Raw genomic sequence first — 14,143 nt, 5'->3', positions numbered from 1 at the left:
CAATAGGATGACAGCGAACCAAACAACAGCCATAGACAGTGAGGCTTCAGTATTAACCTTACGCCAAGTTGCTGAAGTGGCAGTAAAAATTTTACCGCAGCAGACGCAAACCTTACAGCAGCTATTGTCTCAGCCGCAAGGGCTTGATTCAAAGTTTTCGAGGTTTGTGTTGGACAGTCGTCAACTGGCAAATGCAAATGAGGCAGAGTCGACTGCACCTGCCGCTTTTGTGTTGTTAAAAAGTCATACCCAGCCTATCGAAAAGAGCCAACAGTACGCCAAAGCAGCTTCCAAGCAAGCCGCTTTTATTTTAACTGAGATTGAGCCTGAAGCATTGGGATATAATGCACAAAACGTAGACTATGCTTGTCCTGTGCTTTATATTGCCAATTTACGTGACATTCTAGGTAGCCTGATTCAGATTAGCCTGTTGCCTACCAACTCCTTATCTACTATAAACTCTGCTGATGACATGCTGTCTTTACTACCCCAAGTCATTGCGGTGACCGGCACCAATGGTAAGACCACCATTAGCCAGTTAATTGCACAGCTGTGTCAATTCTCTAACCTATCTCAATTACAAAATAGCGCGGTAATGGGGACAGCTGGTAATGGTCGCCTAGACAGCTTGGTTCAAGCCAGTCATACCACAGGCGATGCGTTAGCGGTGCAGAGCTTCTTGCGTCAAATGCACGATGAAAAAGTGGACGTGTTGGCCCTAGAAGCCAGCTCTCATGGACTGGATCAGCAGCGTTTACAAGGGGTGCCCGTCACCGTTGCAGTTTATAGCAACCTAAGTCGTGATCATCTGGATTACCACCCAGATATGCAAGACTATGCCCGAGCTAAAGCGCGTCTATTTGATAAAGCCTATTTCCCGCAATTAACTCACGCAGTCATCAATGCCGATGATGAATTTGCGCCATTGATGATAGAAACCGCAAAAAACTCTGGTGTTAAGGTGTGGCTATATAGCTTACAAGCTGATTTTTTGGAAAACAGCAGTATGGCCAGTGAGGCCTATTTCGTTGCTAAAGCGATTGAGCCTAGTTTAGAAGGGGTGAAAATTGAGATAGAGACCAGTTTTGGCCCGTTAACTCTGCATAGCCCACTGTTAGGACGCTTTAATGTGGCCAACCTATTGGCCGCTGTAGCTGGAGCTATGGCATTGGGTATAGAGCTTGAGACGGTGCCAGCGTTGGTTGGTCAATTACACGGCGCCAGTGGCCGTATGCAACGCGTGGCTTTAGATGAGCAAGGTTCACAGCCTGAGCAAGGGGTGTTTATTGTCGATTATGCGCATACCCCTGATGCGCTGACTCAGGTGTTAACCAGTTTAAAATCGCATTGTAGCGGGAGTCTATGGGCCATCTTCGGCTGTGGTGGCGATCGAGACAAGGGCAAGCGTCCGCTTATGGCACAGGCCGGCTTGGCTATGGCCGATAAAGTGGTGCTCACGGCTGATAATCCACGCAGTGAAGATCCAGAAATGATTTTGCAGGACATGCAGCAGGGCATGACTGAGCAGCAACATGCCAAGACCACAGTTATCGCCGATCGCAAACAAGCCATTCAATATGCGGTTGAGCAGGCTGCCGCAGACGATATCGTGGTCATTGCGGGTAAAGGTCATGAGACATACCAAGAGATTAAAGGCGTGCGCTACGACTTTGATGATCGCTTGGTATTACAGCAAGCCTTGATTGAGGCGAGTCAGAATAAAGCTTAAAAAAGCCCTAGCTGATAATCCTCCCTTATTTTTTTATTTTTATAATCCTACATTCAGATGAGACCCAACCGATGAGCCAACCAACAGTAGAGACAGCCCAAAGCAGCGGATTATTTATTTGGACAGCTGAGCATCTCAAAGCGGCAACCGCCCAGCTTAAAGGTCAGTGGATTGGGTTAGAGACTACAGATAATGAGTCTCTTACTGCTACACGCATCATTACTGATACCCGAAAAATTGAAGCGGGTGACATCTACTTGGCCATTGTTGGTGAAAAGTTTGATGGGCACAGTTTCGTTGAGGCCGCAGTAGATAAGGGCGCTGTTGCCGCCATTGTCAGTCAGCCTGTCGCGGATTTAGGCGTACCCCAATTACAAGTAGAAGACACCCGTTTGGCTTTTGGTCAAATTGCAGCCTATCGTCGTCAACAGAATCCCAACCTAAAAGTGATTGCCCTTACTGGCTCAAGTGGTAAGACCACAGTGAAAGAAATGCTGCGTCATATCTTTACCCAAGTAGAAGGGGCTCACTCAGCTGAACAAAGCACAACTCTAGTTACCCGCGGTAATCTAAATAACGACTTTGGGGTGCCGATGATGTTGCTTGAATTAGAGCAGCAGCACCGTTATGCAGTGCTTGAGCTGGGCGCCAACCATGTGGGCGAGATCGCTTATACTGCCGCAATGGTTAAGCCAGATGTGGCTTGTATCCTAAATATTGGCACTGCGCATTTGGGCGAGTTCGGCGGCCGTGACAATATTGCCAAGACCAAAGCTGAGATTTATCAGCCACTAACCGAAGCAAGCACCGCAGTTGTCCCTTTCAATGATGACTATACCCAGCAGTTAACGAATGCTGCCAAAAAATATACCTCAAAGGTGAGTCATTTTGGTTGGCAGCAGCTTGAGGGCGCTAAACTACCCGAAGTTTATGCGACTGAAGTTGAAACCACGGCGCTACAAAGCCGCTTCAAGCTACATTTTGGTAAAGAAGCAGCAGAGGTGGAAGTTACGCTGCCAATGTCTGGCGGACATAATGTGAGTAATGCCTTAGCAGCGGCTGCTTGTGCTTACGCGGCAGGTATTGCTCCTGAGGTTATTGCCTCAGGCTTGAATCAAGCCACCTCGAGCAAAGGCCGCTTGGGAAGACAAACCTTAGGTATACATCAAATTATTGATGACACTTACAATGCCAACCCCAACTCTATGCGTGCTGCGGCTGATGTGTTGGCGGCTCAGGCAGGCTATAAAATCTTAGTGCTGGGTGACATTGGTGAGTTGGGTGAAGCGTCGCGTGACGAGCATAATAAATTGGGTCAGGCTATTGCCAAGAAGTCAGTAGATTTGCTGCTGTGCGCTGGCGAATTTGCCAAAGACACGGTAGTAGGGGCGAAGAGTCAGGGTATGCAGCAGGCGTATGACTTTGACACTAAGGCAGAGCTGTTACCCAAACTGCAAGCTGTTTTAGCGGAGCATAATGAACAGCAGCAGCCCTGTACTTTGTTATTTAAAGGATCACGTAGTACCACGATGGAGACTTTAATTGACGACTTGCTAAGTGCTGAAGGCTAAATCTAAGCCAGGCATTTTTGAAGCGGGCAATTTACAGAGCAATTTTTAGGTCGGATGATTTTAAGGTAAGCCATACAGCTTTTTAGGGCGGTTAAGGTAGCTTATTATTTTGAGCGAAATGGTTTAAATGACTTCTGCAATGTGCGTTTTTGGTGAAAATTTGCATTAATCCTGTTTTTAGCTGTCATTTTTGCGATAATTCGACCCGCTAAGCTTATTTTGGGCTTAAAAAGAATTCATAGTAGCCGTCACAGTGTGAGCTGTGGCTAGGCTATTTTATTTTTATTGCTATTTAATATTTTTAAATAAATTTTCAGAAAGTTCATGAGGAGTAGGCGGTGTTATATTGGTTATTTGACAGTTGGTTGAGTCAATTCTACTCACCGTTTTCGGCGGTATCATCACTCACTCTAAGGGCACTGCTCACTGTCATAACCTCCCTCGCTTTTAGTATCCTGCTCGGCCCTCGTACCATAGCTTATCTGCGCAGTGTCAAATATGACCAAGCAGTCCGTGATGATGGCCCAAAAACTCACTTAGCAAAAACAGGTACTCCGACCATGGGTGGGGTGCTTATTTTGACTTCCATTGGTTTTTCAACTTTGTGTTGGGCTGACTTGACCAACCCTTATGTCTGGATCTTAATGGTAGTTATGGTTATCTTTGGTGCTGTGGGCTGGGCAGATGACTGGCTAAAAATTAAGTACAAAAATCCAAAAGGACTGATTGCCCGTAAGAAGTATTTTTGGTTGTCTGTGGGCGCTTTATTCGTGGGTAGCTCGTTATATTATATTGCTAGCCAGCAGCCTGACCCTATGCAAACCAAAGCCATGGTAGACTTATTAATCCCACTATTTAAAAACTGGGTCATTCCTTTCTCCGCCGTTCCTTTTGGCTTAGCGTTTATTATCTTTACCTACTTTGTGATTAATGGTTCCTCTAACGCCGTGAACCTGACCGATGGCTTAGACGGTCTAGCCATCTTGCCGGTGGTCTTCGTCGCAGCAGGTCTAGGGGTGTTTGCCTATGTATCAGGCGACGTACGTTTTTCTGAATATTTGCATGTGCCCTACATTGCTTATAACTCTGAAGTAACCATTGTTTGTGCGGCCATGATTGGCGCAGGCTTGGGTTTCTTGTGGTATAACGCTCACCCAGCACAAGTATTTATGGGTGATGTCGGTGCCTTGGCGCTAGGTGCGATGTTGGGTACCATCGCGGTAATGACCCGTCAAGAGATTGCCTTTGCTATTATGGGCGGTCTGTTTGTGGCTGAAGCGGTATCGGTGATCTTACAAGTAGGGTCGTTTAAGCTACGTGGAAAGCGGGTGTTATTGATGGCACCACTGCATCACCATTTTGAAGAGCTGGGCTGGAAAGAAACCCAAGTTGTGGTGCGCTTTTGGATTATTGCTATTTTGCTTGTGGTACTGGGCTTGATGACTTTAAAATTACGTTAATAGCGAATCGGCATTACAGCAACTCAGCGAAAATTATGATAAAAGGGTGTCTTTAGGCACCCTTTTTACGTTTACCAGATTTAGGTTTTAGTTATTTATTTGCTAGTAATTCATTATAGCCAGTTACAGGATTTACCAATGTCAAGCTCTGAGCAAATCAATATTCAAGCACCAAAATTGTTATGTCCCTACTGCCAATCACCATTGTTGCCAGATGCCAAGACCTGGCTGTGTGATGGCAGTCTAAACGCTAAGGGAACGCGTCATCCCTTTGATGTAGCACGCCAAGGCTATGTCAACTTATTGCCAGTACAAAACAAAAAGTCAAAAGATCCTGGTGATAGCCAACAGTCTATCGATGCCCGCCATCGTTTTTTAAGCCAAGATTTTTATCAGCCCCTGCAACAGCTGATTGCCCGTTTGGTTAACCAAAATTCAGAGCAATCAGTAGAGTCATTTCACTCTCCATTAAATACCCAGGCTTGGCTCGATGTGGGCTGCGGGGAGGGCTATTACACCAGTGCTATTGCTGAGGCTCTAGCGATAGCAGAGATTAATAATCCTTGTTTAATCGCTTTGGATATCAGCAAGCCGGCAGTCGCTACCACAGCAAGAGTGGCCAAACAGAACCAACAACTTTGGTATCAGGTTAAAGAAGATAAATCGAATACCAAAGCCACCGCTATTTATCCTATGGTGGCCAGCGCTTCACATTTACCGCTTGTTGATAATAGTCTAGATGCTATTAGCACGATTTTTAGCCCGATATTGCCGGAAGAGTTTGCGCGAGTTTTAAAGTCAGGAGGGCGACTGCTTATTGCCAAGCCGGATTCTGGGCATTTACAAAGTATGCGTGAGGCATTGTTTGATGAGGTGCGTCCGCACGATTCCGATAAGTTTTTGGAGGAGCTAGCCCCTTACTTTAAGGAGGTGGCAACGCATAAGATATCGGCAGATTTGGTGCTTGATAGACAATCTTTAGCGGATTTATTGACCATGACCCCGTACTCTTATCGTGCTCGTGCTGAGAAGCGTGAGGCCTTATTGGCTTCTGCTGAGCGTCAGCCGTTTGAGACTACCGCTCGCTTTGTGGTTTATGAGTTGGTTAAGCAAAAAGGAGAGGCTTAAGTGCTTAAGTTTGATGTACAAAACAAGAGGTTTGAACGTTTAACGCAAGGTAATTTTAAGCAAGAACATATACTAGAGCGTTATGACTTTCAATCTGCAATAGTTAGGTCGTGGGAGCAAATTAAACACAGTTTGAACATTCCTGATGCTTATTTGGTCGGGCAGGAGATAACGCCTCATCACTCTGTACAAAACTCTATCGACTTACTCGCTTTTGATAGTGATGACAGCTCCATCATTGTTATCGAGCTGAAGCGTGACAAGGATAAGCTACAGCTTTTGCAGTCACTGAGCTATGCGGCAATGGTAGCTACATGGGATAGAGAAAAGTTAATCAGTCAAATTCAGCACTCTACTGTTTCTGACTCAGAAGAATTAGTGGATTTGATAAACAATAACCCGCTAAGTAATACCGTTAAAATTATTCTAATTTCCGAGCGTTATGATCCTGAGGTTATTATTACAGCAGATTGGTTAGCGAATCAGTATGGGTTGGATATTACGGCATTTTCTGTTTCTCTTTACAAATTAGAAGATGATACCTTCGTAAACTTTGAGCAAAGATTACCTCTCAAGGAGCTGGAAGATGTCTATGAGAAACGAGGTTTAAAAGCTTTAAAGAGTGATAAATCCTTAATAACCTGGGATGACGTGCTACCTAAGCTGGCGTATCCTTTTGCCGCGGAAGCACTGCAATACTGTTTAGAGACAAAAGAAGGGGACCCTTCTAGAAGACGATTCGTTGGATTCCGAAGAAACATCGATGGTTTTGATAAAGTAGCTATTTTAGTGCGTGAAAAGTACTTAAATATATATTTAGAAGGTAAACCCGATAATGCAGAAGAATTATTGCATCATATTTTTGGCAATATTGAGGTTTTAGAATGGGCTAGGGGTTATAGCTTTAAAGTTGATAACTCAAAGCAGTTTCAAATACTAAAAACATGGTTAGGTGATTAAATTAACCTCTAGGATGATGAGCCTCATGAAGCTGTTGCAAACGAGCAGTGGCAACATGGGTATAAATCTGAGTGGTAGATAAGTCACTATGACCTAATAGTAGCTGCACACTACGTAAGTCAGCCCCGTGATTCAGCAAATGGGTAGCAAAAGCGTGGCGTAGGGTGTGCGGTGATAAGTCACTTTCAATACCGGCTTGTTTGGCGTATTTTTTTAGCATATACCAAAAGTTTTGACGGGTCATGTAACCGCCTTGAGTGGTTAGAAATACCGCTTGGCAGTTGCCTGACTTTAAGTGCGCCACTAGCTCACCACGGGCATGGCTTAGGTAATCATCCAAAGCTTCACTGGCATATTCTCCCAACGGTACCAGTCGGGTTTTATTACCCTTACCAGTGATTTGTAGCCAACCTGCGTTCAAGTTGACCTGTTCAAGCGATAAATTCATCAGCTCACTGACCCGTAAGCCGCAAGCGTAAAGCACCTCTAGCATCGCTTTATCGCGTAGCCCCAGAGCCGTACTGGTATCCGGTGCTGATAGTAAGTTTTCCACATCGCTTTCAGACAAGTCTTTGGGCAAGGAGCGACCAATCTTAGGTGTTTTAATACGCTCACAAGGATTATCTTCACGGCGCTCATTACCCACCATCCACAAGTAGAACTGACGAAGGCTAGAGAGCATTCTTGCTTGGGTGCGAGGGGTTTTGCCTTGCTTATTAAGCGCTGTCAGGCACTGCATGACATCGGTATCTTCCCATAAAGTCAGCGCCTTGGTATTGGTGGTTTCGCAGTGCTTTAAGTCACGCACATAAGCATTACGAGTCCGAGTAGACAAACCGCGTGCTAGCATTGCCTGACGAAACTCAGTGATATAGGCTGGCTCGTCATCCACAGCGAGGGCTTTAGGTTGTCTGGGTTGTACGGCGCGATCACGACTCATGGGGGACTCTCAAAACACTCAATGGATAAAAGTATAAAAGTAACAACAGCTTGGCCATAGAATATAGCATAAAAGCCAGCCACAGTTATGGCACACGCTATCGCCATAGAATCTAGGCTATGAAAAAGAGGTCAAATTAATAAGATGACCTCTTTTTTTTATAGCGAGTTAGGATCTTATTGTGCCGAATAAACTAGCCTTGCTTTTTTTGTACCACATAACGATAAAGCTTATCGGTATGTATCTCAGGGTCACCAGCAGGATTGTCTGCTTCTGACTGTGAAATTAAGGTATGACCTAGGTGACGACAGAAATTGGGAATGTCACGAGTGGTGGCAGGGTCAGTAGCCAGAATCTCAATATAGTCACCGCCTTCTGCTTTACGAACGGTACGGTGTAATAACATCACCGGCTCTGGGCAAATCAGGCCTTGGGTATCTAGGTGATGCTCGATAGGGTGTTCTGGAGTGGTATCAGCAGTGCTCATAATGGGTAACTCTTTATAGGTGTATGGTCTATAAGTATAAGGTTAAATAGGGGCAATAGGGACGTAATCTAATTCCCTTGTCTGTCTTCAATAAAGTTAAAAAAGCGCTTAAAGGTGGCCTGGAACCAGTACGCTACGCCAATCCAAGCCGCCATCGCTAGCCATAACCAGTCTGAAAGTGAAAATAACAGACAAATAATGAGCAGCAAACTTGCGCCACCGACACTGGTTACTAGCATCGAGGGCTGACTCAAACGATAGCGGTAAACCAAAAAGGCTTGGTACAGGGTAAAAGGGATGGTTAAGCCCACTAAAATATAAGGTAGGTAGTGAAATAACCAATACATTTGGCCGCTAGCATGGAACATCTTTAGGCTGGCTAAGGTACCAAATACCACAAAGGCAAAGATGGCCAAAACAATAACCAAAATAGACAGTTTGTTTATCTTTTGCGCATCGCGTAATAGCTTAATGGCCGCGGCCGGAAACCCAGCAATACTTCCCTTGGAAGAAGCGGTAGTTGAAGGGTTAGGGCGGTTTTCAGTCTCTGTACTCATGGCTTTAGGCTTATAGGTTATTGAGCAATAAAAAAGGGCTAGCGGTTTGGTCTTAGTGTGTTGGTTGTAAAATACTTAGTCTGCTTTATAAGTGGCAATGTCTTCAGCATGATCAGGATTGGCCAAATAGCTTTGTAATAATAGGCAAGCAGAAATATCATCAATGGGGTCCCGTTCATTTTTTATTAGGCCAAGCTCCCAGGCCATCTCACGTGCTTCTACTGAGGTCAGACGTTCATCAAATAATTGTACCGGAACATGAATGCGCTGTTCCATCAGGCGGTGCGCCAAACGGCGAGCAAACTTGTGTGCCCGTTTGGCAATCATCGAGCTGCTGCCATCCATATTTAGCGGCAGACCTACCACCACCCGGCCAATTTTCCAGGTATCGATTATGCCCAGTAGATTGTCCCAATCAGCGGGCTGACCGTTATTCATTGCTAGGATATCGAAGGGGCGCGCGTCTTGGGTAACGGTATTGCCCAAAGCCATGCCCATTTTCTTAACGCCATAATCTAGGCCTAAAAGTACGGTTTGCTCAGGGCGGACAACTTCAATATTAACTGCTTCAGAGTTTAAATTCTCATTATTTGGCATAGATACAATTATCGCTTAATCGGCAAATTTATTACTAGTGAGGATTAAATGACCTCAACTTAATTAGCGGGCAGACTTGCTTAGAGAGAGGGCTAATAAAAAGGGAGCTTGTAACCCTGTCACAGACAACACAATACTAGGCATGACCTATATCATCACTTAAAAAATCCAAATCCACCCCAATTTTCTGAGCGGCATGGCGCCAGCGCTCTTCAAAAGGTATCTCAAACAACAAAGACAGGTCACCCGGGCTAACCAACCAATCGCCTTGATTGATTTCTTTTTCTAATTGCCCTTTAAACCAGCTGGCATGACCTAGACACAAGTGATAATGACCCACGCCTTCTCCGGCGGCAATTCTTTCTAAGATGTCCTTACTGGTGGTAATGCACACATTCTCAGAAATGGCGAAAGAGGAGGCCCACGTGGGTTGACCGGTGTGAAGCACAAACCCCACCTCGGGATAAACGGGACCACCATCTAAGGCCAAATCCTGCATGACAGACTTGTCACTAACGTCAATGTCTAAGTTTTCAAGCAGCTGACCCACGCGTGCCTCTAAGATAGGACGATTGACAACCAATCCCAAAACGCCATGTTTGTCGTGACGACAGATATAGACCAGCGTCTGCGTAAAGCGCTCATCTGGCATATTGGGAGAAGCTATTAGGAAATGATGGGTCAAATTATCAAGGGTCATAGGTTTGGCAAACTTACTAGTAAATAAAGGGGGATAAGAGAACTATTAACATGGGGGCACGGCACAATTAAAGCAACGCTTACTATAGGTGGCCCCTCTACCTTAGTGGTCACCGAGTTAGCAGTCAATATGATTTTAAGCAGCAAGTGCTACCGAAAGTCAGCTATTTATTGACATCCGCAAGTAGACTGCGGGCATGCTCTCGAGTCACCTCAGTGATATTTACTCCGCCAGACATACGGGCTAACTCATCAACCTGAGCCTCGTCTTCAATAACATTGATTTGGCTAGTGGTTTGACCTTCATCGGTATCATGATGCTTTTGCACTAAAATGTGCTGATGCGCTTGAGCCGCTACTTGAGCTTGGTGGGTGATCGCCAATAATTGGCGATGTGCCCCTAGTTGGCGTAGCAATTCACCCACGACTTGTGCTGTGCCGCCACTAATGCCAACATCCACTTCATCAAATACTAGCATGGGCTCCGACAGGTCAATGGCTACGTCTGTGTCAGTAGACTCATTCTGGTTAGAGGGCTGATTGTGTGTGGCCAATAGCACTTGCATCACCAGCGCCATACGGGACAACTCACCGCCGGAAGCAATTTTGTACAAAGGTTGCATCGGCATACCAACGTTGGCACTGAACATCAGCTCAATGTCATGCTTGCCTTGGGCGTTATAATTTTCAGCGGCTTTTTCGGTAAATACAAACTCACAGCGAGCGTTTGGTAAGGCCAGAGGCTGTAGCTGAGTCACTAACTTTTCACTGATACTGGGCGCCACTTGTTGACGTGCTTCTCCAAGCTCAGTGGCTAAAGCAGTAAAGTGCTGCCAAGCCTCGTTAATTTGAGCTTCCAACACTTCAGAGGTGGGCTGATTCACTAGATTATCCAGCTCCTCTTGCCAAACTTGTGCTTCTTCGACTAAGTTAATGGCAGGCAAGCCATGTTTACGCGACAGGCGATGCCCTAAGCTGATTAAAGTATTGAGCTCTTCAAGACGCTCAGGGTCGGGTAGCTGCTGTTCGGCATAATCTGCAAGCAAACCTACTGCTTCACTGACATGCTGCTGGGCTAAATATAAAGACTCACTGGCTTGACTGAAGGTGGCACTCACCTCAGATTGATTTTCACAAAGGCGAATGGCCTTACCGAGCAAATCCATTGTATCTGGATCGTCTGAATCATTGTCTAACAGCTGAACGGCATGACTGGCCTCGAGCATTAACGCTTCTAAGTTTGACAGCTCGTCATGTTCGGCCTCAATTTGCTCGTAATCAACGGCCAGTAAAGGAGAGATGTCTGCTAATTGGCTGTTTAGTAACTCGATGCGGTCATTACGATGCGCTTCTTTGGCAGCGATTTCTTCAGCTTGGCGTTTAAGCTTCTGATAAGTTCTATAAGCCTGCTCAGTCTGATTTGCCAAGGGTTGTAGACCGGCAATGCTGTCTAGCCACTCTATCACGAAGGAGGGCTTTAATAAGGCTTGTTGAGCGTGCTGGCTGTGAATATTGACCAGCATCGAGCCTAATTCTTTTAGCTCAGTTAAACTAACAGGAGCGCCGTTAAGCCAAGCTTTGGAGCGGCCATTACTGCTTAATTGGCGACGAATTAATACTTCACCGTCGAACTCTCGGTCATGACTTTCGAACCATTGGCGTACTGCTACCGCGGTGTTGGCATTGTGAGAAGATACACCACTAGCCTCTACAGCAAATTCAAACTGAGCATAGATATCTGCATGATCCTTACCATGACGAACCATACTGGTATCGGCACGCCCGCCTATACATAAGGACAAGGCATCTAGCAGTAACGATTTACCGGCACCGGTCTCTCCAGTAATGACGTTGAAACCGTCGTAAAATGACAGCTCATGATGGTTAATTAAGGCGAAATTTTGCAGGGTCAGAGAAGTTAGCATCAGCAATCTCAGTAGGGGTGTTTATTAGAAAAAAACACTAAAAAACGGACAAAAATAGTATCAGTATCCTATCGCTATGACCGCCTAAAAGCAAATAAGACAATAGGGGTGTTGCGATAAATTTTTTAGTTGATAACCGCTATAAAATGGCATAGTAATCAAAGTTTAGCTGAATATATAAAGCCATTTTAATATTAATACAAGCATTATTATAGAAAACTAAAGTGATAACCCTTGATTATAAAGTGATTTATTTTTGTCACAGAAATCAATTCTCTGAGTGCTTAAAAAGTATGTGAATTAAAAAGTAAGTCACTGATATAATGCTAAAAGGCTTATATCAAAGGCTATTGAAGATTTGGAATAGCTGGTATCTAAAAAAACATCTCCCCTGTCACAATCATTCTAGTAATATTGTGGTAGCATTGAATAACAAAAAAGTAGCATCCAAAAGCAGGGCTGTAAGTTTAGCGTTAACTGAATTCTAGCCCATGACTATTATTAAGTAGACTAAGATTGAGGAAGTCATCATGACGACGACTTATGACCAGGTTTCTGTCGTAAAAAATGCCACCACCTCTTATGATGGCAGGTGTAGTAGCCATACCGTATTATTTGAAGATGGCAGCAAAAAAATGCTTGGTGTTATCTTACCTTGTGACGAGCACGTCCGTGAATATGAGTTTGCTACTCACACTTCAGAAAGAATGCAAATCACCAGTGGTGAATGTGAAGTGAAGATTACCGGTGAAGACGATTTTACCTATTATCGTGCTGGCCAAGCTTTTGTGGTGGCAGGAGACAGCAGTTTTACTCTGCGTACTGATCAAATCGTACAGTATATCTGTCATCTTGAAGGCTAACCAAAAGATAGATCAGAGCGGTTAAATCTATTCGATAATTGCCAGTAACAAAAAGCTTAACTGGGTTAGTCAGTTCAGATTTTGGTTAAATTTTCTTATGATATTTACAGCACCCACAGTGTATACTTTGGGTGCTTTTGTGTCTTAGGGTTAGCTATAAGTATTGGCTCATCTCAATGGCACCATCTTCATATTCACTGCAAAGTAAACTTAAGCGTAGTAAACTAAACGCAGCTCTATTCCTCTTATTTATCTATAATTTCACGTATACCCATACTTCAGTTATCTAAAAACTTCACTGATATAAAAACAGCTAAAAGGTTATTTTATGGCAAAGCCAGTTCATTTTTATGGAATTCATGCTATCCATGCTTTATTGACTCATCGTCCTACCGATGCCATGGCGCTATTTGTGCAACAAGGTCGCAGTGCTAAAGAGGGGAGTCAACATGGATCAGATGAGATTGACTCTACTTTTGAAGAAATTTTACAGCTTGCTGAACAAATGGGGGTCAGTATTCAACAAGCCAACCGAGACAAACTAACGGCTCTATGTGGCAGCCCCCAACATCAGGGTGTGGTACTTAATGCCCGTCCGCTAGCGATGGCGGATGAAGGCGAGATTGCAACTATTGCAAAATCAGACGATGCTTTATTTTTGGTGCTGGATCAAATTACCGATGCGCATAACTTAGGCGCTTGTCTGCGTACAGCGGCGGCTATGGGGGTAGATGCGGTTATCTGTCCTAAGCATCATTCAGCGAGCCTTACGCCCACAGTAGCCAAGGTCTCGGTTGGGGCGATGGAAATTATGCCAGTGATTGCGGTCACTAACTTGGCCCGCTGTATTGAAAACTTAAAGCAAGCAGGGGTGTTTGTTTATGGCACGGCATTAGATGAAACGGCCAAAGCCTTACCTGAGGTGGACTTAAAAGGCAAAGTAGCGATTATTATGGGGTCAGAGGGTGAAGGTATGCGCCGTTTGACCACAGAGCGCTGTGATGAGCTGGTTTATATTCCTATGACTGGCAATAAACATGGCTCATTACAGAGCCTGAATGTGAGCGTGGCCACAGGCATGGTATTGTATGAGGTGAGCCGTCAGCGTCAGCAGGCCTAGATTAGATAAAAGAAGATAAGCAGTTTCAGATAACTGGCTTTAACTAACTTATTTTAAAGAGTCAAAAAAAGAGTGATAATCAATCGCTCTTTTTTTTATGGACTCTT

Annotated in this window: 13 protein-coding genes; 7 read left to right on the top strand and 6 right to left on the bottom strand. The window is 44.7% G+C overall.

Translation table 11 applies throughout. The features are described 5' to 3' along the window. Positions 1-7: 7 nt before the first annotated feature. The 5 genes from B3S92_RS03245 (at position 8) to B3S92_RS03225 (ending at position 6,848) form a co-directional block, all read left to right on the top strand. Entirely contained in the window at positions 8-1,729 is a 1,722-nt protein-coding gene (locus B3S92_RS03245) for a UDP-N-acetylmuramoyl-L-alanyl-D-glutamate--2,6-diaminopimelate ligase (RefSeq protein WP_296202700.1), read from the top strand. Positions 1,730-1,800: 71 nt separating this feature from the next. After that, complete coding sequence (locus B3S92_RS03240) at positions 1,801-3,300, top strand: UDP-N-acetylmuramoyl-tripeptide--D-alanyl-D-alanine ligase (RefSeq protein ID WP_296202697.1); 1,500 nt, start codon at positions 1,801-1,803, stop codon at positions 3,298-3,300. 338 nt (positions 3,301-3,638) lie between these two features. Next, positions 3,639-4,760 carry a phospho-N-acetylmuramoyl-pentapeptide-transferase gene (mraY, locus tag B3S92_RS03235; protein WP_296202695.1) on the top strand — a complete coding sequence of 374 codons (1,122 nt, stop codon included), beginning with the start codon at positions 3,639-3,641 and terminating at the stop codon, positions 4,758-4,760. A 138-nt stretch (positions 4,761-4,898) separates the two neighbouring features. After that, on the top strand, positions 4,899-5,888 hold the full coding sequence (locus B3S92_RS03230; protein WP_296202693.1) for a putative RNA methyltransferase: 990 nt from the start codon (positions 4,899-4,901) through the stop codon (positions 5,886-5,888). After that, entirely contained in the window at positions 5,889-6,848 is a 960-nt protein-coding gene (locus tag B3S92_RS03225; protein WP_296202691.1) for a hypothetical protein, read from the top strand. 1 nt (position 6,849) lies between these two features. On the opposite strand, the gene xerD is transcribed toward B3S92_RS03225, so the two are convergent. From xerD to recN, 6 genes are all read right to left on the bottom strand, one after another. Then, positions 6,850-7,788 carry a site-specific tyrosine recombinase XerD gene (xerD, locus tag B3S92_RS03220; protein WP_296202688.1) on the bottom strand — a complete coding sequence of 313 codons (939 nt, stop codon included), beginning with the start codon at positions 7,786-7,788 and terminating at the stop codon, positions 6,850-6,852. Positions 7,789-7,981: 193 nt separating this feature from the next. Further along, entirely contained in the window at positions 7,982-8,275 is a 294-nt protein-coding gene (gene tusA / locus B3S92_RS03215) for a sulfurtransferase TusA (protein WP_077450136.1), read from the bottom strand. Between the two features lie 68 nt (positions 8,276-8,343). Continuing rightward, positions 8,344-8,832 (bottom strand): hypothetical protein, encoded by a 489-nt coding sequence (locus B3S92_RS03210; protein WP_296202683.1) that lies wholly within the window; start codon positions 8,830-8,832, stop codon positions 8,344-8,346. Positions 8,833-8,907: 75 nt separating this feature from the next. Beyond that, on the bottom strand, positions 8,908-9,429 hold the full coding sequence (gene ruvX / locus B3S92_RS03205; protein WP_296202681.1) for a Holliday junction resolvase RuvX: 522 nt from the start codon (positions 9,427-9,429) through the stop codon (positions 8,908-8,910). Between the two features lie 136 nt (positions 9,430-9,565). Beyond that, positions 9,566-10,129, bottom strand: a complete 564-nt coding sequence (locus tag B3S92_RS03200) for a YqgE/AlgH family protein (protein ID WP_296202679.1) — start codon at positions 10,127-10,129, stop codon at positions 9,566-9,568. Positions 10,130-10,292: 163 nt separating this feature from the next. Beyond that, entirely contained in the window at positions 10,293-12,053 is a 1,761-nt protein-coding gene (recN, locus tag B3S92_RS03195; protein WP_296202678.1) for a DNA repair protein RecN, read from the bottom strand. Between the two features lie 530 nt (positions 12,054-12,583). Between recN and B3S92_RS03190 the strand changes: the two genes are divergently transcribed. Both B3S92_RS03190 and rlmB read left to right on the top strand, forming a co-directional pair. Then, a complete protein-coding gene (locus B3S92_RS03190; RefSeq protein ID WP_296202676.1) occupies positions 12,584-12,916 on the top strand; it encodes a pyrimidine/purine nucleoside phosphorylase in 333 nt (110 codons plus the stop codon). Positions 12,917-13,244: 328 nt separating this feature from the next. Continuing rightward, entirely contained in the window at positions 13,245-14,036 is a 792-nt protein-coding gene (gene rlmB, locus B3S92_RS03185) for a 23S rRNA (guanosine(2251)-2'-O)-methyltransferase RlmB (protein WP_296202675.1), read from the top strand. Positions 14,037-14,143: the final 107 nt, after the last annotated feature.

This window comes from Psychrobacter sp. UBA3962 (assembly GCF_002385225.1).
Taxonomy (GTDB): Bacteria; Pseudomonadota; Gammaproteobacteria; order Pseudomonadales; family Moraxellaceae; genus Psychrobacter.
The sequence above is the reverse complement of the archived record's forward strand: the minus strand, read 5'-3'. Positions and strand labels throughout refer to the sequence as shown.